The organism is Escherichia sp. KS167_9B (genome assembly GCF_030295215.1).
Lineage (GTDB): Bacteria > Pseudomonadota > Gammaproteobacteria > Enterobacterales > Enterobacteriaceae > Escherichia > Escherichia coli_F.
In genome coordinates this window covers 985,332-1,005,502 of record NZ_AP025754.1, presented here as the reverse complement: position 1 = coordinate 1,005,502, position 20,171 = coordinate 985,332, and the positions used below count along the sequence as shown (strand labels likewise).

The 20,171-nt window shown below is 50.8% G+C and carries 18 protein-coding genes; 12 read left to right on the top strand and 6 right to left on the bottom strand.

Features of this window, described 5'->3' with window-relative positions:
- Positions 1 to 5: 5 nt before the first annotated feature.
- The 3 genes from QUE34_RS04885 to QUE34_RS04875 all read left to right on the top strand — a co-directional run bounded on the left by QUE34_RS04885 (position 6) and on the right by QUE34_RS04875 (position 4,810).
- Entirely contained in the window at positions 6 to 2,438 is a 2,433-nt protein-coding gene (locus QUE34_RS04885) for a glycyl radical protein (RefSeq protein ID WP_103253279.1), read from the top strand.
- Positions 2,439 to 2,583: 145 nt separating this feature from the next.
- Positions 2,584 to 3,399: a sugar-phosphatase YbiV gene (gene ybiV, locus QUE34_RS04880; RefSeq protein WP_032302762.1), complete on the top strand. Its 816-nt coding sequence runs from the start codon at positions 2,584 to 2,586 to the stop codon at positions 3,397 to 3,399.
- A 151-nt stretch (positions 3,400 to 3,550) separates the two neighbouring features.
- Positions 3,551 to 4,810: a DUF1479 domain-containing protein gene (locus QUE34_RS04875; protein WP_032302761.1), complete on the top strand. Its 1,260-nt coding sequence runs from the start codon at positions 3,551 to 3,553 to the stop codon at positions 4,808 to 4,810.
- Positions 4,811 to 5,059: 249 nt separating this feature from the next.
- Here QUE34_RS04875 and QUE34_RS04870 read toward each other — a convergent pair whose 3' ends face one another.
- Positions 5,060 to 6,652, bottom strand: a complete 1,593-nt coding sequence (locus QUE34_RS04870; RefSeq protein WP_000961458.1) for an ABC-F family ATPase — start codon at positions 6,650 to 6,652, stop codon at positions 5,060 to 5,062.
- Positions 6,653 to 6,870: 218 nt separating this feature from the next.
- On the opposite strand from QUE34_RS04870, the gene ldtB reads away from it, so the two are divergent.
- Complete coding sequence (ldtB, locus tag QUE34_RS04865; RefSeq protein WP_001056376.1) at positions 6,871 to 7,791, top strand: L,D-transpeptidase; 921 nt, start codon at positions 6,871 to 6,873, stop codon at positions 7,789 to 7,791.
- Positions 7,792 to 7,849: 58 nt separating this feature from the next.
- On the opposite strand, the gene QUE34_RS04860 is transcribed toward ldtB, so the two are convergent.
- Positions 7,850 to 8,968, bottom strand: coding sequence for an anion transporter (locus QUE34_RS04860; RefSeq protein WP_000056408.1), 1,119 nt, complete (start codon positions 8,966 to 8,968; stop codon positions 7,850 to 7,852).
- Positions 8,965 to 9,432 carry a manganese-binding transcriptional regulator MntR gene (gene mntR / locus QUE34_RS04855; RefSeq protein WP_000091016.1) on the bottom strand — a complete coding sequence of 156 codons (468 nt, stop codon included), beginning with the start codon at positions 9,430 to 9,432 and terminating at the stop codon, positions 8,965 to 8,967. Before mntR ends, QUE34_RS04860 begins: the two co-directional genes overlap by 4 nt.
- A gap of 185 nt (positions 9,433 to 9,617) precedes the next feature.
- Here mntR and mntS point away from each other — a divergent pair, with 185 nt between their 5' ends.
- Both mntS and opgE read left to right on the top strand, forming a co-directional pair.
- The gene (gene mntS / locus QUE34_RS04850) at positions 9,618 to 9,746 is read left to right on the top strand and encodes a manganase accumulation protein MntS (RefSeq protein ID WP_001001761.1); all 129 of its coding nucleotides are present in this window, start codon (positions 9,618 to 9,620) and stop codon (positions 9,744 to 9,746) included.
- Between the two features lie 271 nt (positions 9,747 to 10,017).
- Positions 10,018 to 11,601, top strand: a complete 1,584-nt coding sequence (opgE, locus tag QUE34_RS04845) for a phosphoethanolamine transferase (protein ID WP_103253280.1) — start codon at positions 10,018 to 10,020, stop codon at positions 11,599 to 11,601.
- 48 nt (positions 11,602 to 11,649) lie between these two features.
- Here opgE and ompX read toward each other — a convergent pair whose 3' ends face one another.
- Together ompX and QUE34_RS04835 are read right to left on the bottom strand one after the other, a co-directional pair.
- Positions 11,650 to 12,165, bottom strand: coding sequence for an outer membrane protein OmpX (gene ompX / locus QUE34_RS04840; protein ID WP_001295296.1), 516 nt, complete (start codon positions 12,163 to 12,165; stop codon positions 11,650 to 11,652).
- A 52-nt stretch (positions 12,166 to 12,217) separates the two neighbouring features.
- On the bottom strand, positions 12,218 to 12,283 hold the full coding sequence (locus QUE34_RS04835; protein WP_120795379.1) for a protein YliM: 66 nt from the start codon (positions 12,281 to 12,283) through the stop codon (positions 12,218 to 12,220).
- A gap of 234 nt (positions 12,284 to 12,517) precedes the next feature.
- On the opposite strand from QUE34_RS04835, the gene rhtA reads away from it, so the two are divergent.
- The 6 genes from rhtA (at position 12,518) to ybiO (ending at position 19,216) form a co-directional block, all read left to right on the top strand.
- The gene (gene rhtA / locus QUE34_RS04830; RefSeq protein WP_286338929.1) at positions 12,518 to 13,405 is read left to right on the top strand and encodes a threonine/homoserine exporter RhtA; all 888 of its coding nucleotides are present in this window, start codon (positions 12,518 to 12,520) and stop codon (positions 13,403 to 13,405) included.
- Positions 13,406 to 13,703: 298 nt separating this feature from the next.
- On the top strand, positions 13,704 to 14,207 hold the full coding sequence (dps, locus tag QUE34_RS04825; RefSeq protein ID WP_000100800.1) for a DNA starvation/stationary phase protection protein Dps: 504 nt from the start codon (positions 13,704 to 13,706) through the stop codon (positions 14,205 to 14,207).
- Between the two features lie 403 nt (positions 14,208 to 14,610).
- Entirely contained in the window at positions 14,611 to 15,357 is a 747-nt protein-coding gene (glnH, locus tag QUE34_RS04820) for a glutamine ABC transporter substrate-binding protein GlnH (protein ID WP_000843866.1), read from the top strand.
- Positions 15,358 to 15,495: 138 nt separating this feature from the next.
- Complete coding sequence (gene glnP, locus QUE34_RS04815; protein ID WP_103253282.1) at positions 15,496 to 16,155, top strand: glutamine ABC transporter permease GlnP; 660 nt, start codon at positions 15,496 to 15,498, stop codon at positions 16,153 to 16,155.
- A complete protein-coding gene (glnQ, locus tag QUE34_RS04810) occupies positions 16,152 to 16,874 on the top strand; it encodes a glutamine ABC transporter ATP-binding protein GlnQ (RefSeq protein ID WP_000569080.1) in 723 nt (240 codons plus the stop codon). The genes glnP and glnQ overlap by 4 nt, the downstream gene beginning before the upstream one ends.
- A 116-nt stretch (positions 16,875 to 16,990) precedes the next feature.
- Positions 16,991 to 19,216: a mechanosensitive channel protein gene (gene ybiO, locus QUE34_RS04805; protein WP_001267257.1), complete on the top strand. Its 2,226-nt coding sequence runs from the start codon at positions 16,991 to 16,993 to the stop codon at positions 19,214 to 19,216.
- On the opposite strand, the gene rlmF is transcribed toward ybiO, so the two are convergent.
- On the bottom strand, positions 19,213 to 20,139 hold the full coding sequence (gene rlmF / locus QUE34_RS04800; RefSeq protein WP_157945170.1) for a 23S rRNA (adenine(1618)-N(6))-methyltransferase RlmF: 927 nt from the start codon (positions 20,137 to 20,139) through the stop codon (positions 19,213 to 19,215). The genes ybiO and rlmF overlap by 4 nt on opposite strands.
- Between the last annotated feature and the right edge of the window lie 32 nt (positions 20,140 to 20,171).

Here is a 20,171-nt window from a genome sequence, read left to right as displayed (position 1 = left end):
CAACCATGACCACACTGAAACTGGACACGCTCAGCGACCGCATTAAAGCGCACAAAAATGCGCTGGTGAATATTGTGAAACCGCCGGTCTGTACCGAGCGCGCGCAGCACTATACCGAGATGTATCAACAACATCTCGATAAGCCGATCCCGGTACGTCGCGCGCTGGCGCTGGCCCATCACCTGGCGAATCGCACCATCTGGATCAAACACGATGAGTTGATCATCGGCAACCAGGCCAGCGAAGTTCGCGCCGCGCCGATCTTCCCGGAATATACCGTCTCCTGGATCGAAAAAGAGATTGATGATCTGGCGGATCGTCCGGGTGCAGGTTTTGCGGTGAGCGAAGAGAACAAACGCGTTCTGCATGAAGTGTGCCCTTGGTGGCGCGGTCAGACGGTACAGGATCGCTGCTATGGCATGTTTACCGATGAGCAAAAAGGCCTGCTGGCGACCGGTATCATTAAAGCGGAAGGTAATATGACCTCCGGCGATGCGCACCTGGCGGTCAATTTCCCACTGTTGCTGGAAAAAGGGCTTGATGGTCTGCGCGAGAAAGTGGCGGAGCGCCGCATGCGTATTAACCTGACCGTGCTGGAAGATCTGCACGGCGAGCAGTTCCTGAAAGCGATTGATATCGTGTTGGTGGCGGTCAGTGAACATATTGAACGTTTCGCTGCCCTGGCGCGTGAAATGGCCGCTACCGAACCCCGCGAAAGCCGTCGCGATGAACTGCTGGCGATGGCCGAAAACTGCGACCTTATCGCCCACCAGCCGCCGCAGACTTTCTGGCAGGCGCTGCAACTGTGCTACTTCATCCAGTTGATTTTGCAGATCGAATCCAACGGACACTCGGTATCGTTTGGTCGTATGGACCAGTATCTCTACCCGTACTATCGCCGTGATGTTGAACTGAACCAGACACTGGATCGTGAACACGCCATCGAGATGCTGCATAGCTGCTGGTTAAAATTGCTGGAAGTGAACAAGATCCGCTCCGGCTCACACTCAAAAGCCTCTGCGGGAAGTCCGCTGTATCAGAACGTCACCATTGGCGGGCAAAATCTGGTTGATGGTCAACCAATGGACGCGGTGAATCCACTCTCTTACGCGATCCTCGAATCCTGCGGTCGCCTGCGTTCGACGCAGCCTAACCTCAGCGTGCGCTACCACGCGGGAATGAGTAACGATTTCCTCGATGCCTGTGTGCAGGTGATCCGCTGCGGCTTCGGGATGCCGGCGTTCAACAACGACGAAATTGTCATCCCGGAATTTATTAAACTCGGTATTGAACCGCAGGACGCTTACGACTACGCAGCGATTGGTTGTATCGAAACCGCCGTCGGTGGCAAATGGGGCTATCGCTGCACCGGGATGAGCTTTATCAACTTCGCCCGCGTGATGCTGGCGGCGCTGGAAGGCGGTCGTGATGCCACCAGCGGCAAAGTGTTCCTGCCACAAGAAAAAGCGTTGTCAGCGGGTAACTTCAACAACTTCGATGAAGTGATGGACGCGTGGGACACGCAAATCCGTTACTACACCCGTAAATCAATCGAAATCGAATATGTCGTCGACACCATGCTGGAAGAGAACGTGCACGATATTCTCTGCTCGGCGCTGGTGGATGACTGCATTGAGCGAGCGAAAAGTATCAAGCAAGGCGGCGCGAAATATGACTGGGTATCGGGCCTGCAGGTCGGCATTGCTAACCTCGGCAACAGCCTGGCGGCAGTGAAGAAACTGGTGTTTGAACAGGGCGCGATTGGTCAGCAACAACTGGCTGCCGCACTGGCGGATGACTTCGACGGCCTGACGCACGAGCAGCTGCGTCAGCGGCTGATTAACGGCGCGCCGAAGTACGGCAACGACGATGATACTGTCGATACGCTGCTGGCTCGCGCTTATCAGACCTATATCGACGAACTGAAGCAGTACCATAATCCGCGCTACGGTCGTGGTCCGATTGGCGGCAACTATTACGCAGGTACGTCGTCTATCTCCGCTAACGTACCGTTTGGCGCGCAGACTATGGCAACGCCGGACGGGCGTAAAGCCCACACCCCGCTGGCAGAAGGCGCAAGCCCGGCTTCCGGTACTGATCATCTTGGCCCTACTGCGGTCATTGGCTCGGTGGGTAAACTGCCTACGGCAGCGATTCTCGGCGGCGTGTTGCTCAACCAGAAACTGAATCCGGCAACGCTGGAGAACGAATCTGACAAGCAGAAACTGATGATCCTGCTACGTACCTTCTTTGAGGTGCATAAAGGCTGGCATATTCAGTACAACATCGTTTCCCGCGAAACGCTGCTGGAAGCGAAAAAACATCCGGATCAGTACCGCGATCTGGTGGTGCGCGTAGCGGGTTATTCCGCCTTCTTCACTGCGCTCTCTCCAGACGCACAGGACGATATCATCGCCCGTACTGAACATATGCTGTAATCTCCTTCGCCCGGCGGCGTCGTCGCCGGGCCAAATCATTCACATCATCAATTCCGCTCTCACTTTCATTCGAAATATAATTTGTGCTCTGCGTCACATTGTTATTACACTGTTACGGTTTCATTTTCGAGCCAGGAGCACACCTATGAGCGTAAAAGTTATCGTCACAGACATGGACGGTACTTTTCTTAACGACGCCAAAACGTACAACCAACCACGTTTTATGGCGCAGTATCAGGAACTTAAAAAGCGCGGCATTGAGTTCGTTGTCGCCAGCGGTAATCAGTATTACCAGCTTATTTCGTTCTTTCCTGAGCTAAAGGATGAGATCTCTTTTGTCGCGGAAAACGGCGCACTGGTTTACGAACATGGCAAGCAACTGTTCCACGGCGAACTGACCCGACATGAATCAAGAGTTGTCATTGGTGAACTGCTGAAAGACAAGCAGCTCAATTTTGTTGCCTGCGGTTTGCAAAGCGCGTATGTCAGTGAGAATGCGCCAGAAGCATTCGTCGCGCTAATGGCAAAACACTACCATCGTCTGAAACCTGTGAAAGATTACCAGGATATTGATGATGTACTGTTCAAGTTTTCGCTCAACCTGCCTGACGAACAAATCCCGTTAGTGATCGACAAACTGCATATTACGCTCGATGGCATTATGAAGCCGGTTACCAGTGGTTTTGGCTTTATCGACCTGATTATTCCTGGCCTGCATAAAGCGAATGGTATTTCGCGGTTACTGAAACGCTGGGATCTGTCACCGCAAAATGTGGTAGCGATTGGCGACAGCGGTAACGATGCGGAGATGCTGAAAATGGCGCGTTATTCCTTTGCGATGGGCAATGCTGCGGAAAACATTAAACAAATCTCCCGTTACGCTACCGATGATAATAATCATGAAGGCGCGCTGAATGTGATTCAGGCGGTGCTGGATAACACCGCTCCTTTCAATAAGTAACCTTTTCCCGGCCGGAGCAATCGTTCCGGCATCTCTCTTTTTTGCTCACTTTGTGCACTTACTCAAGATTTTCATCTTGCGTTAACTTATTTTTAACTTAAAGTATCAATCATAACTATTTTTACTTTCGAACGAAAGTTGTGAGGTTGATATGACTTTTACCTATGAGACACTGCCAACAGATGCGAAAACGGCTATCCGTAAGATGAAAGCGGAGCTGCGACAACAGATCGGCGATTTACAACAGGTCTTCGATAAACTCTCTGCAAAAATCGAAGCACGTGTAGCAGAAATAGACGCCCTCAAAGGGCAAGGATTACCGGTTTGGCCGGAAGTCCCATATAGCGACGTTGCAGCAGGTACAGTGAGTGAAGCCACGCGCAATGAAATTAAACGTCGCGGCTGTGCAGTAATTAAAGGCCATTTCCCCCGCGAACAGGCACTGGCATGGGATCGCGCAATGCTTGACTATCTTGATGCCAATCATTTTGATGATGTTTATAAAGGTCCCGGCGACAGCTTCTTTGGATCGCTGGAGGCATCTCGTCCTGAAATCTACCCTATTTACTGGTCGCAGGCACAAATGCAGGCGCGACAAAGTGACAATATGGCGGCGGTGCAATCTTTCCTTAACCGCCTGTGGAAGTCTGAAAGCAACGGCAGGCAGTGGTTTGATCCCGATATTAGCGTGATCTATCCGGACAGGATCCGCCGCCGCCCACCAGGCACGACGTCTAAAGGTCTGGGTGCACACACTGATTCTGGGGCGCTGGAACGTTGGTTATTACCCGCTTATCAGCGTGTTTTTGCCCATGTTTTCAACGGTAATGTCGACGATTACGATCCGTGGGATGCTGCATACCGTACTGATGTTGAAGAGTACACGGTGGATAACACCACAAAATGTTCGGTGTTCCGCACTTTTCAAGGCTGGACGGCGCTTTCCGATATGTTACCAGGACAGGGATTATTGCATGTGGTGCCAATCCCGGAAGCGATGGCGTATGTTTTATTGCGCCCACTGCTGGATGACGTACCGGACGATGAGTTGTGTGGGGTCGCTCCTGGCAAAGTTCTGCCCATTTCAGAGAAATGGCATCCACTACTGATTAAAGCACTCACTTCCATTCCAGCTATTACAGCGGGGGATTCCGTCTGGTGGCACTGCGACGTGATCCACTCCGTCGCACCGGTAAATAATCAACAAGGCTGGGGGAATGTGATGTATATCCCTGCCGCGCCGATGTGTGAGAAAAACCGGGCTTATGCGCATAACGTTAGGAAAGCACTGGAAAAAGGGGCATCACCGGGCGATTTCCCTCGAGAAGATTATGAAGCAAACTGGGATGGCCGATTTACGCTGGATGATCTGAACAATCACGGTAAGCGCGCGCTGGGCATGGATGTTTGAGAGGTGATGGATTAGTAGAAGTGAATTGATGTGAGGTTAAGAAAGCAGGTTCGGTGTTGCTCAGATTGCTGACAAAGTGCGCTTTGTTCATGCCGGATGCGGCGTGACTGTCTTATCCGACCTACAAAATCATGCAAATTCAATATATTGCGATACACTGTCAGGCCTGATAAGCGTAGCGCATCAGGCAATTTTGCATTTGTCATCAGTTTCAGTAGCCCTGACCCTATCAGGGCTACTGATAATAACTTACTCGATCCCTTTACTACGCAGGTAATCTTCGTAATTACCGCTAAAGTCGATCACGCGTTCCGGGGTGATTTCCAGAATTCGGGTCGCCAGGGAGCTTACAAACTCACGGTCGTGAGAAACAAAGATCAGCGTGCCCTGATACAGTTCCAGCGCCATGTTCAGCGACTCAATGGATTCCATATCAAGGTGGTTGGTCGGTTCGTCCATGATCAGAATGTTCGGCTTCTGCATCATTAACTTACCAAACAGCATCCGCCCTTTTTCTCCACCGGAAAGCACTTTCGCTGGCTTTTTGATGTCGTCCTGGCTGAACAGCAAACGACCGAGAATGCTGCGTACCGCCTGCTCGTCATCGCCTTCCTGCTTCCACTGACTCATCCATTCGAATACGGTCAGATCATTTTCGAACTCATATTCGTGGTCCTGAGCATAGTAACCAATGCGCGCGTTTTCAGACCATTTTACGGTGCCACTGTCCGGTTGCAGATCGCCCACCAACGTTTTCAGCAGCGTTGATTTACCGACGCCGTTGGTACCCAATACCGCCAGTTTTTCGCCCACTTCCAGCAGCAGGTTGAGATTTTTAAACAGGGGACCGTTATCAAACCCTTTGGTCAGACCTTCCACTTCCAGCGCGTTACGGAACAGTTTCTTATCCTGTTCAAAACGGATGAACGGGTTCTGACGGCTGGAGGCTTTCACCTCTTCAAGTTTGATTTTATCAATCTGGCGTGCGCGCGAAGTTGCCTGGCGAGATTTCGAGGCGTTGGCACTAAAGCGGCTAACGAAAGATTGCAACTCAGCAATCTGCGCTTTCTTCTTGGCGTTATCAGCCAGCAGACGTTCACGCGCCTGAGTCGCCGCCGTCATGTACTCATCGTAGTTGCCCGGATAAACGCGCAGTTCACCGTAATCCAGATCCGCCATGTGGGTACAAACCATGTTAAGGAAGTGACGGTCGTGCGAGATGATGATCATGGTGCTGTCACGCTCGTTCAGCACCTGTTCCAGCCAACGAATGGTGTCGATGTCGAGGTTGTTGGTCGGTTCGTCGAGCAGGAGAATGTCCGGATCAGCAAACAGCGCCTGCGCCAGCAGCACACGCAGCTTCCAGCCAGGAGCAACTTCACTCATCGGGCCGTAGTGCTGTTCCACTGGAATTCCCACGCCAAGCAACAGTTCACCGGCGCGAGCTTCCGCAGAGTAACCGTCCATTTCGCCGTATTTCACTTCCAGATCGGCCACTTTATAGCCGTCTTCTTCACTCATTTCCGGCAAAGCATAGATACGGTCGCGCTCCTGCTTCACTTCCCACAACTCTTTATGCCCCATGATCACCGTATCCAGCACGGTGAACTCTTCAAAGGCAAACTGATCCTGACGCAATTTACCAATGCGCTCGTTGGGATCGAGGGAAACGTTACCCAGCGTCGGCTCTAAGTCGCCGCCGAGGATCTTCATAAAGGTGGATTTACCACTACCGTTCGCGCCAATCAGGCCGTAACGGTTGCCGCCGCCAAATTTGACGGAAATGTTTTCAAACAACGGCTTACTGCCGAACTGCATGGTGACGTTACTGGAAACTAACACAGGCGTATCCTGAAAAGAGATATGACAAACCGCGTATTATGCCATAAGTCTGAAAGAAGATCCCGTCCCCCGCTTAAGGTCTACACTCTTCCCAAAGGCAAAAAATGTGATTTCGTACACATCTGATTTCACTGTGAGCTGGAATGAACTTATAATGCGCTTCCAATACTCTAATATTCTCAACCCAATGGCCTGCCAGGCACAAAATCTCGCTTAACATGAATATGAAATTGAAAACATTATTCGCAGCGGCCTTCGCTGTTGTCGGCTTTTGCAGTACCGCCTCTGCGGTAACTTATCCTCTGCCAACCGACGGGAGTCGCCTGGTTGGTCAGAATCAGGTGATCACCATTCCTGAAGGTAACACTCAGCCGCTGGAGTATTTTGCCGCCGAGTACCAAATGGGTCTTTCCAACATGATGGAAGCTAACCCGGGTGTGGATACCTTCCTGCCGAAAGGCGGTACTGTACTGAACATTCCGCAGCAGCTGATCCTGCCGGATACCGTTCATGAAGGCATTGTCATTAACAGCGCAGAGATGCGTCTCTATTACTATCCGAAAGGCAGCAACACCGTTATCGTGCTGCCCATCGGCATTGGTCAGTTAGGCAAAGACACGCCTATCAACTGGACCACCAAAGTTGAGCGTAAAAAAGCAGGCCCTACCTGGACGCCGACCGCCAAAATGCACGCAGAGTACCGCGCTGCGGGCGAACCGCTTCCGGCTGTCGTTCCGGCAGGTCCGGATAACCCGATGGGGCTGTATGCACTCTACATCGGTCGCCTGTACGCTATCCATGGCACCAACGCCAACTTCGGTATCGGCCTGCGTGTAAGTCATGGTTGTGTGCGTCTGCGTAACGAAGACATCAAATTCCTGTTCGAGAAAGTGCCGGTCGGTACTCGCGTACAGTTTATTGATGAGCCGGTAAAAGCGACCACCGAGCCAGACGGCAGCCGTTATATTGAAGTCCATAACCCGCTGTCTACCACCGAAGCCCAGTTTGAAGGTCAGGAAATTGTGCCAATTACCCTGACCAAGAGCGTGCAGACAGTAACTGGTCAGCCTGATGTGGATCAGGTCGTGCTGGATGAAGCGATCAAAAATCGTTCCGGGATGCCGGTTCGTCTGAATTAATCTTCAAAACTTAAATTAAAAGGCGGACTCATAATCCGCCTTTTTTATTTGCCAGCACCTAGCTGGCCGGGAACATAACTAACAAAACGTATCCCACCAGCGCCGCCCACAACAGCATCGGTATCGAATAAAGATGAAAACGCCACCAGATACGGCGATCGTTCGCCATCCGTAATGCAATCAAATTTGCCAGCGATCCGGGTAATAAACCAAAGCCACCGACGTTTACCGCCCATGCCAGTAATAAAGACGGTGGCACATAATTGAGGAGCAAAATCGTGCTCGGCACATTACTGATCACCTGCGATAAACCAATTGCCGTTAACCATAATCCGGGTTCGGATAAATGGCTCACATTGCTCAACACGCCCTGCAAAGCTGGCAGTTGGGTCAGCAAATGGACGTCGATAAACATCGCCATAAATACCAGCAGCAGCGTCCAGTCCACGCTGATCACCACGCGACGAGCCAGCAGCGCAAAGCCCGCCGCTACAATCACCAGTCCCCACAGCTCTTGTTTTAACTCCAGCGCCGTCAGAAAGACGATATACAGCCCCAGACAACTCCACACCAGCCGCGGTTTCCACTCAGGTGTTTGCGCCCCCGTATGATATTGCAGCGCCTTTCCAGGGAAACAACACCAGCACAGTAGCAGGAGTGTCAGCATCATTGCGCCAGCCAGCGGTGCCATTTGGGCAATAAACCCGGCAAACGAAAGACCAGAACGACCCCAGATAAGAATATTTTGCGGGTTGCCAATCGGCGTCAGTAGCGAACCCGCATTGACTGCTAGCGCCTCAAAAATAATCAGTCGATTAACCGGGATCTCACACAGTCTTTTTAGTGTGATTGTCAGCGGAACAACAATAAACAGCGCGACATCGTTGGTCAGAAATGTTGAAAGCAACGCCGCCGCCAGCACCATAAACATTGCCAGCCGACGCTCAGTAGCAAAGCGGCGCACCATTTTGCGCCCCAGCACATCAAAATAACCGCTTAACTCCACACCTTTGGTCAGCAGCATCAGGCCACTGAGGGTGATGATAGTGTGCCAGTCGATAGCAGCAAGCCAGGATTTCGGTGCAAAGGGAACGAAAAAACTTAATCCGATGCCAACAAGAATTAATAACTGAAAAAAACGATCGCCTTGCAGCGTGCGTAAAAAAGGCAGGCTCATTTGGCACCGTGTTTCTGGGTAAACAAACGAAAGGCATCCAGCGTCTCTTCACTGACATGGTGCTCCATGCCTTCCGCGTCGCGACGAGCGATTTCCGGGCTGACGCCCAACACCAACAAGAAATTTTCGACTATCTGATGTCGCTCGCGGCTTTCCTGCGCCAGTTTCTCTCCTTCTGCCGTTAAAAACACGCCACGCCAGGGGATCATTTCAATCAGCCCCATGGTTGCCAGTCGTTTGAGCATTTTAGCCACCGTCGGTTGCGAAACGCCCAGACGAGCAGCCATGTCCACCTGACGAGCTTCCCCCACTTCCCTGATCAAGTCAGAAATCAGCTCAACGTAATCATCAATAAGCTCGCGCCGGTGTGCCTCTCTGACCTGGCGGAACCCTTCAACGTGCTCTTCCACATTCACTAACTGCGTCACTTTTTTTGCTGTTGGCGTACCTGCGCGACGACTCATTGTGCTTCCTCATTATGGTGACGCATACATAGCGTTCTCATTTCGTGTGCACATTGTAAACCAGAGTTGCGAAGGTACAAAAAATTAACGTTTTAGCAATAGCTATATAATATAGCCTGTGCTATATCTGTATGTAATGCAATCATCTCTCAAGGATCGACGGGATTAGCAAGTCAGGAGGTCTTATGAATGAGTTCAAGAGGTGTATGCGCGTGTTTAGTCATTCTCCCTTTAAAGTACGGTTAATGCTGCTCTCTATGTTGTGCGATATGGTCAACAACAAACCGCAGCAAGATAAACCTTCCGATAAATAGCGGCGTCGCGGTACGCCGCTTCACTCCTGCTTTTATGCAGGAACAACGCGTTTTGCTCTGAAAAACCCCACTTTTTGTCGGATTTGCAATCCCCTTCGCAAAAGATTTGTTCGTCAGTAGTTGACCTGAACGGCTGCTCGCTCTATCTTCTTGCAGCCCTGCGTATATTGCGGCTCGCGGATGCGGACCCCTTTCCCCTCTTCACGCACTCTTGCAGGTATTGACCCTTGACGCCAGGGTAAGCACATGGCGTTTGTTACGATAGTGGCATATGAATTTAACCCTCAAAGAATCGCTTGTTACCCGTAGCCGGGTATTTAGCCCGTGGACTGCGTTCTACTTTTTACAGTCGCTATTAATTAACCTCGGCTTAGGTTACCCCTTCAGTTTGCTATACACCGCCGCATTTACGGCTATTTTGCTTTTGCTATGGCGAACATTGCCTCGCGTGCAAAAAGTTCTGCTCGGCGTCAGTTCACTGGTCGCCGCTTGTTATTTCCCTTTTGCACAGGCCTACGGCGCGCCTAACTTCAATACCTTGCTGGCATTGCATTCCACCAATATGGAAGAGTCGACCGAAATCCTGACGATTTTTCCGTGGTACAGCTACCTGGTCGGCTTATTTATTTTTGCGCTCGGCGTAATAGCAATCAGGCGGAAAAAAGAGAGCGAAAAAGCGCGCTGGAATACCTTCGACAGTCTGTGTCTGGTATTCAGTGTGGCGACATTTTTTGTTGCTCCCGTGCAAAATCTGGCCTGGGGCGGCGTATTTAAACTGAAAGATACTGGCTATCCGGTATTTCGTTTTGCTAAGGATGTCATCGTCAATAATAACGAGGTGATTGAAGAGCAAGAACGGATGGCAAAACTTTCCGGAATGAAAGATACCTGGACGGTCACTGCCGTTAAGCCGAAGTATCAGACCTATGTGGTGGTGATCGGTGAAAGTGCGCGTCGCGATGCCCTCGGTGCCTTTGGCGGTCACTGGGATAATACCCCGTTTGCCAGCAGCGTTAACGGTTTGCTTTTTGCTGACTACATTGCTGCCAGTGGCTCCACACAGAAATCGCTTGGCTTAACACTCAATCGCGTAGTCGATGGCAAACCACAGTTTCAGGATAACTTTGTCACCCTGGCAAATCGCGCGGGCTTTCAGACCTGGTGGTTTTCCAATCAGGGCCAAATCGGCGAATACGATACCGCCATCGCCAGCATCGCCAAACGGGCAGATGAAGTGTATTTCCTGAAAGACGGTAATTTTGAAGCAGATAAAAACACGAAAGACGAAGCGTTACTGGATATGACCGCGCAGGTGCTGGCGCAAGAACACTCGCAACCGCAACTGATTGTTTTACATCTGATGGGCTCACATCCACAGGCCTGCGACCGGACACAAGGCAAATACGCAACCTTTGTGCAATCGAAAGAAACGTCATGCTATCTCTATACCATGACACAAACGGACGATTTGTTGCGTAAGCTGTACGACCAGTTACGCAATAGCGGCAGCAGCTTCTCGCTGGTTTACTTTGCGGACCACGGTCTGGCCTTTAAAGAACGCGGCAAAGACGTGCAATACCTTGCCCATGATGATAAGTATCAGCAAAATTTCCAGGTGCCTTTTATGGTCATTTCGAGCGACGATAAAGCGCATCGGGTGATTAAAGCCCGCCGTTCAGCCAATGACTTTTTAGGCTTTTTCTCGCAGTGGACGGGAATTAAAGCGAAGGAAATTAACATCAAATACCCGTTTATATCTGAGAAGAAAGCCGGGCCGATATACATCACCAACTTCCAGTTACAGAAGGTAGATTACAACCATCTCGGAACCGATATTTTCGACCCGAAACCTTAAAAACAAAAATCCGCCCCGTGAGGCGGATTTTTTATATCACCGAAGTGATTAGAAGCGGTAACCAACACCGGCAATCCAGGTGCCTACGTCAACGCTACGAATACGGCTCTGCTCGTAAGAGAAGTCCAGAGCAACGTTTTCCATCGGGTTAAACTGCAGACCTGCACCGTAGGAGAAACCGTAGTCGCTGGTGTCGTGTTTGTAGGTCGGGTATTCAGTGGTCTGGAATTTACCATAACCCACACCCACTACACCATAGATGCTTGCCCAGTCGTTAATGCGGTAAGCCGGACCAGCAGTGATGCCGTAGTACTGGTTTTTGTTGTAGTCACCAGAGCTTGCAGTACGGCTTTTCTCGGTGTAAGTGAAAGAACCGATCACACCCAGCGGGCTGTTGTCTTCTTCATAGCGGTATTTCAGGTTGAAACCGCCCATTTTGTTCATTTGGCCCTGAGCGTCGCTCTGTGCGTAACCGCCAGTTACGGTAGAAGTCGCAGCTACGGAAGTACCTGCGGTGAAAGCCAGAACTGCGGCCAGTGCTGAAAGACATGCAATTTTTTTCATAACCACCTCAAATGTGATTCAAATAAGTCCTAAGTTTTAAATATATCAAAAATTAATGGGAAACTCTTCGCGATTTGTGATGTCTAACGGGCCATTTCATGTAACAGAACGTTTCCATAAACCGCTATCCATCTAAAATTAAATCACTTTTTCAGAGAACTGCATAAGTATTACGCATGTTTTCCCTGTCATTCATCCAGATTATTCCTAATCACCAGACTAATGATTCCATCAATCCTGGCGCATTTTAGTCAAAACGGGGGAAAATTTTTTCAACAAATGCTCAACCAGCATTGGGTATATCCAGAACACTCCACGCTTTACTTAGGTTTAGATATTTGTGGGAGAAAGGATGCCTGGTTCATTACGTAAAATGCTGGTCTGGTTACCAATAGTCATATTGCTCGTTGCCATGGCGTCTATTCAGGGTGGAGCCTCGTTAGCTAAGTCACTTTTTCCTCTGGTGGGCGCACCGGGTGTCACTGCGCTGCGTCTGGCATTAGGAACGCTGATCCTCATCGCGTTCTTTAAGCCATGGCGACTGCGCTTTGCCAAAGAGCAGCGGTTACCGCTGTTTTTTTACGGCGTTTCGCTGGGTGGGATGAATTATCTTTTTTATCTTTCTATTCAGACAGTACCGCTGGGTATTGCGGTGGCGCTGGAGTTCACCGGACCACTGGCGGTGGCGCTGTTCTCTTCTCGTCGCCCGGTAGATTTCATCTGGGTTGTGCTGGCGGTTCTTGGTCTGTGGTTCCTGCTACCGCTGGGGCAAGACGTTTCCCATGTCGATTTAACCGGCTGTGCGCTGGCACTGGGAGCAGGGGCTTGTTGGGCTATTTACATTTTAAGTGGGCAACGCGCAGGAGCGGAACATGGCCCTGCGACGGTGGCAATTGGTTCGTTGATTGCAGCGTTAATTTTCGTGCCAATTGGAGCGCTTCAGGCTGGTGAAGCACTCTGGCACTGGTCGGTTATTCCATTGGGTCTGGCGGTCGCTATTCTCTCGACCGCTCTGCCTTATTCGCTGGAAATGATTGCCCTCACCCGTTTGCCAACGCGGACATTTGGTACGCTGATGAGCATGGAACCGGCGCTGGCTGCCGTTTCCGGGATGATTTTCCTCGGAGAAACATTGACACCCATACAGCTGCTGGCGCTCGGCGCTATCATCGCCGCTTCAATGGGTTCTACGCTGACAGTACGCAAAGAGAGCAAAATAAAAGAATTAGACATTAATTAAATTTACATTTCTGCATGGTTATGCATAACCATGCAGAATTTCTCGCTACTTTTCCTCCACACCGTCTTTATATATCGAATTATGCAAAAGCATATTTATTCCGAAAATTCCTGGCGAGCCAATAAATAAGAATTGTTCTTATCAATATATCTAACTCATTGAATTTTTATTAGTTTTGTTTTTCACGCTTGTTACCACTATTAGTGTGATAGGAACAGCCAGAATAGCGGAACACATAGCCGGTGCTATACTTAGTCTCGTTAATTACTGGGACATAACATCAAGAGGATATGAAATTATGAGTACCGCTAAATTAGTTAAATCAAAAGCGACCAATCTGCTTTATACCCGCAACGATGTCTCTGACAGCGAGAAAAAAGCAACAGTAGAGTTGCTGAATCGCCAGGTTATCCAGTTTATTGATCTTTCTTTGATTACCAAACAAGCACACTGGAACATGCGCGGCGCTAACTTCATTGCCGTACATGAAATGCTGGATGGCTTCCGCACCGCACTGATCGATCATCTGGATACCATGGCAGAACGTGCAGTGCAGCTGGGCGGTGTAGCTCTGGGGACCACTCAAGTTATCAACAGCAAAACCCCGCTGAAAAGTTACCCGCTGGACATCCACAACGTTCAGGATCACCTGAAAGAACTGGCTGACCGTTATGCGATTGTCGCTAATGATGTACGTAAAGCGATTGGCGAAGCGAAAGATGACGACACCGCAGATATCCTGACCGCCGCGTCTCGCGACCTGGATAAATTCCTGTGGTTTATCGAGTCTAACATCGAATAAATCCATCGCTGATGGTGGAGAACTTTAGTACCCGATAAAAGCGGCTTCCTGACAGGAGGCCGTTTTGTTTTGCAGCCCACCTCAACGCACTTATTTAGTGCATCCATCTGCTATCTCCAGCTGATTAAGTAAATTTTTTGTATCCACATCATCACACAATCGTTACATAAAGATTGTTTTTTCATCAGGTTTTACGCTAAATAATCACTGTGTTGAGTGCACAATTTTAGCGCACCAGTTTGGTGCCCCAGAATGGTGCATCTTCAGGGTATTGCCCTATAAATCGTGCATTACGTTTTTGCCGCATCTCGATAAATCAATGAGTTGCAAAACTGGCACGATTTTTTCATATATGTGAATGTCACGCAGGGGATCGTCCCGTGGATAGAAAAAAGGAAATGCTATGAAGTCTGTATTAAAAGTTTCACTGGCTGCACTGACCCTGGCTTTTGCGGTTTCTTCTCATGCCGCGGATAAAAAATTAGTTGTCGCGACGGATACCGCCTTCGTTCCGTTTGAATTTAAACAGGGCGATAAATACGTGGGCTTTGACGTTGATCTGTGGGCTGCCATCGCTAAAGAGCTGAAGCTGGATTACGAACTGAAGCCGATGGATTTCAGTGGGATCATTCCGGCACTGCAAACCAAAAACGTCGATCTGGCGCTGGCGGGCATCACCATTACCGACGAGCGTAAAAAAGCGATCGATTTCTCTGACGGCTACTACAAAAGCGGCCTGTTAGTGATGGTGAAAGCTAACAATAACGATGTGAAAAGCGTGAAAGATCTCGACGGGAAAGTGGTTGCTGTGAAGAGCGGCACTGGCTCCGTTGATTACGCGAAAGCAAACATTAAAACTAAAGATCTGCGTCAGTTCCCGAACATCGATAACGCCTATATGGAACTGGGCACTAACCGCGCAGACGCCGTTCTACACGATACGCCAAACATTCTTTACTTCATCAAAACTGCCGGTAACGGTCAGTTCAAAGCGGTAGGTGACTCTCTGGAAGCACAGCAATACGGTATCGCGTTCCCGAAAGGTAGCGATGAGCTGCGTGACAAAGTCAACGGCGCATTGAAAACCCTGCGCGAGAACGGAACTTACAACGAAATCTACAAAAAATGGTTCGGTACTGAACCGAAATAATAATGCTACGCCTGTAAAGCGCACTGGCAGTTCCCTCTCCCCTCTGGGGAGAGGATTAGGGTGAGGGGCGCAAACCCGCTCCGGGGCCATTAATTACCCTGAATTTGATTATTTACACCACGGTAACAGGAACAACATATGCAGTTTGACTGGAGTGCCATCTGGCCTGCCATTCCGCTTCTGATTGAAGGTGCCAAAATGACCCTGTGGATTTCGGTCCTCGGTCTAGCTGGCGGCCTGGTGATCGGATTGCTGGCAGGTTTTGCACGCACCTTCGGTGGTTGGATATCCAACCACGTCGCGCTGGTCTTTATTGAAGTGATCCGCGGCACACCTATCGTCGTCCAGGTGATGTTTATCTACTTCGCCCTGCCGATGGCGTTTAACGACTTACGCATCGACCCATTTACTGCGGCGGTGGTCACCATCATGATCAACTCCGGCGCATACATTGCGGAAATCACGCGTGGTGCGGTGCTGTCTATCCACAAAGGTTTCCGTGAAGCAGGACTGGCTCTCGGCCTTTCACGTTGGGAAACCATTCGCTACGTCATTTTACCGCTGGCACTGCGCCGTATGCTGCCGCCGCTGGGTAACCAGTGGATCATCAGCATTAAAGATACCTCGCTGTTTATTGTTATCGGCGTGGCGGAACTGACCCGTCAGGGGCAAGAAATTATTGCCGGTAACTTCCGCGCCCTTGAGATCTGGAGCGCCGTGGCGGTGTTCTATCTGATTATTACCCTGGTGCTGAGCTTTATTCTGCGTCGTCTGGAAAGAAGGATGAAAATCCTGTGATTGAATTTAAAAACGTCTCCAAGCATTTTGGTCCAACCCAGGTGCTGCACAATATCGATTTGAACATTGCCCAGGGCGAAGTCGTGGTGATTATCGGGCCGTCCGGTTCCGGTAAATCGACCCTGCTGCGCTGCATCAACAAACTGGAAGAAATCACCTCCGGCGATCTGATTGTCGATGGCCTGAAGGTTAACGATCCGAAAGTTGACGAGCGCCTGATTCGCCAGGAAGCGGGTATGGTGTTCCAGCAGTTTTACCTCTTCCCGCATCTGACGGCGCTGGAAAACGTGATGTTTGGTCCACTACGCGTGCGTGGCGCGAACAAAGAAGAGGCGGAAAAACTGGCGCGTGAGCTGCTGGCGAAAGTCGGTCTGGCAGAACGTGCACATCACTACCCTTCCGAACTTTCTGGTGGTCAACAGCAGCGTGTGGCGATCGCCCGCGCGCTGGCGGTGAAGCCGAAAATGATGCTGTTTGATGAACCGACTTCCGCTCTTGACCCGGAACTGCGCCATGAAGTGCTGAAGGTTATGCAGGATCTGGCTGAAGAAGGGATGACGATGGTGATCGTGACACACGAAATCGGTTTTGCCGAGAAAGTCGCTTCGCGCCTGATCTTTATCGACAAAGGCCGGATTGCGGAAGATGGCGATCCGCAGGTGTTGATCAAGAACCCACCGAGCCAGCGCTTGCAGGAATTTTTGCAGCACGTCTCTTAACTTCTCAGCCTCCCTTTCTTCCGAAAGGGAGGCACACCAGATTCCTCTCATTTAAAATCGCCCCTCCCCCAGCATCTATACTTATCTTTTTGCTCTGTTTTCTCACTGGAGGAGTCATGCGGTGGATCCTGTTCATCCTCTTCTGCCTGCTGGGCGCACCTGCCCACGCGGTATCCATACCCGGCGTTACAACCACAACGACAACGGACTCAACGACTGAACCGGCCCCGGAACCGGATATCGAACAAAAAAAAGCGGCCTATGGCGCACTGGCGGATGTGCTGGATAATGACACCTCGCGTAAAGAGTTGATCGACCAGTTGCGCACCGTCGCCGCGACGCCCCCTGCGGAACCCGTACCGAAGATCGTGCCGCCGACGCTGGTTGAAGAGCAAACCGTGCTGCAAAAAGTCACCGAAGTCAGCCGCCATTATGGTGAAGCCCTTTCCGCCCGCTTCGGACAACTTTATCGCAATATCACCGGCTCCCCGCATAAGCCGTTTAATCCACAAACCTTCAGCAATGCGCTGACCCATTTTTCAATGTTAGCGGTATTAGTGTTTGGTTTTTACTGGCTGATTCGCCTGTGCGCGCTGCCGCTGTATCGCAAAATGGGCCAGTGGGCACGGCAAAAAAATCGTGAGCGCAGTAACTGGTTGCAGCTTCCGGCGATGATTATCGGGGCGTTTATTATCGACCTGCTGTTACTGGCACTGACATTATTTGTCGGTCAGGTTTTAAGCGACAACCTGAATGCGGGCAGTCGCACCATCGCTTTCCAACAAAGTTTGTTTCTCAACGCCTTTGCCCTGATTGAATTTTTCAAAGCCGTACTACGCCTGATTTTTTGCCCCAACGTGGCGGAGCTGCGCCCGTTTACGATTCAGGACGAAAGCGCCCGTTACTGGAGTCGTCGCCTGAGCTGGTTAAGCAGCCTGATTGGGTATGGTCTGATTGTGGCTGTGCCGATTATCTCTAATCAGGTGAATGTGCAAATCGGTGCGCTAGCGAACGTCATCATTATGCTGTGCATGACCGTCTGGGCGCTGTACCTGATCTTTCGTAATAAAAAAGAGATTACGCAGCATTTGCTCAACTTCGCGGAACACTCGCTGGCCTTTTTCAGCCTGTTTATTCGCGCTTTTGCGCTGGTGTGGCACTGGTTGGCAAGCGCCTATTTTATCGTGCTGTTTTTCTTTTCGTTGTTCGATCCGGGCAACAGCCTGAAATTTATGATGGGTGCAACGGTACGCAGCCTGGCGATTATTGGTATCGCCGCGTTTGTTTCCGGTATGTTTTCCCGCTGGCTGGCGAAAACCATCACTCTCTCGCCACATACTCAGCGTAACTATCCGGAGCTGCAAAAACGGTTGAACGGCTGGCTTTCGGCGGCGCTGAAAACGGCGCGTATTCTGACAGTCTGCGTGGCGGTAATGTTGCTGTTGAGCGCATGGGGATTGTTCGATTTCTGGAACTGGCTGCAAAACGGCGCGGGGCAGAGAACCGTAGATATCCTGATCCGTATCGCACTCATTCTTTTCTTCTCGGCGGTTGGCTGGACGGTGCTCGCCAGTTTGATCGAAAACCGGCTGGCTTCGGATATTCATGGCCGCCCGCTACCCAGCGCCCGTACGCGTACCCTGCTGACGCTGTTCCGTAACGCGCTGGCGGTGATTATCAGTACCATCACCATCATGATTGTGTTGTCGGAAATCGGCGTTAATATCGCGCCATTGCTGGCAGGTGCCGGGGCATTAGGTCTGGCTATCTCGTTTGGTTCGCAAACGCTGGTGAAAGATATTATCACCGGGGTATTTATTCAGTTTGAAAACGGCATGAACACTGGAGATTTGGTGACTATCGGGCCGTTGACCGGCACTGTGGAACGGATGTCGATTCGCTCCGTGGGCGTACGCCAGGATACCGGGGCGTATCACATCATTCCGTGGTCTTCGATTACCACCTTTGCTAACTTTGTCCGCGGCATTGGTTCGGTAGTGGCAAATTATGATGTTGATCGCCATGAAGATGCTGATAAAGCCAATCAGGCACTGAAAGATGCGGTAGCGGAATTAATGGAAAACGAAGAAATTCGCGGGTTGATTATCGGTGAACCGAACTTTGCCGGGATTGTCGGCTTAAGCAATACCGCATTTACACTGCGTGTTTCGTTCACCACGCTGCCACTCAAACAATGGACGGTCCGCTTTGCCCTCGACAGCCAGGTGAAAAAACATTTCGACCTGGCGGGCGTTCGCGCGCCAGTGCAGACTTATCAGGTGCTGCCTGCTCCGGGCGCGACCCCGGCTGAACCGTTGCCGCCGGGGGAACCAACGCTTTAATGCTGGCGATTGACAAAACGGCGGCGCTGCTCGTCGTTCATAAAGGTCCAGGCAATAAAGCGGCTCTGCTTTTGCCCCTGGGCCATCTCTTTTTTGACCACTTTCACCGCGCCCACGTCCGTCAGAGCACGATACAACGGCGGTAAGTTTTCGCCACGAGATACCAGCGAGGTAAACCACATCACCTGCTTCGCGAAGCCTTTGCTCTCTTCAATCATCTTTTTGATAAAAGCCACTTCACCGCCTTCACACCACAACTCCTGTTGCTGACCACCAAAGTTCAATGCATCGTCTTTGTTCAGCCCCAGATTACGCCGTTTACGCTCACTACCCGCCCGTGCCGCAGCGGCGGAATCGTGGAATGGCGGGTTACACAAGGTCGCGTCGTATTGCTCGTTTTTGTGGATAATACCGTTAAAAATCGCCCCGCTCTCTTTTTGCCGACGCAGACGAATGGCGCGATTAAGCCCCGGATTAGCGCTGATGATCGCCTGCGCGCTGCTTAACGCCTGGCTGCTGGTTTCACTACCGGTAAAACGCCAGCCGTATTCATGTACGCCAATCAGCGGATAAATACAGTTCGCACCAACGCCGATATCCAGAATGCTGGCATTAGCTGGAATTGTTCCGCTTGCTTCTGCCAGTAAATCGGCAAGGTGATGAATATAATCCGCCCGGCCCGGTACTGGCGGGCAGAGAAAACCGTCGGGGATATCCCAGTTCGCTACGGCGTAAAAATGGGCCAGCAACGCCTTATTGAGCGCCTTCACCGCCAGCGGATTGGCAAAGTCTACGCTTTGCTCCCCGGCGGGTGTAAGCGTGAGGAATTGCCTGAGTTCAGGATTCACCTGACAAAGCGTGGCGAGATCGTAGCGGCTGTGATGACGGTTGCGCGGATGCAACCCCGGTTTCTGGGCGGACATAGCATTCTCCTTTAAGCAGCGGCGTAAGATAC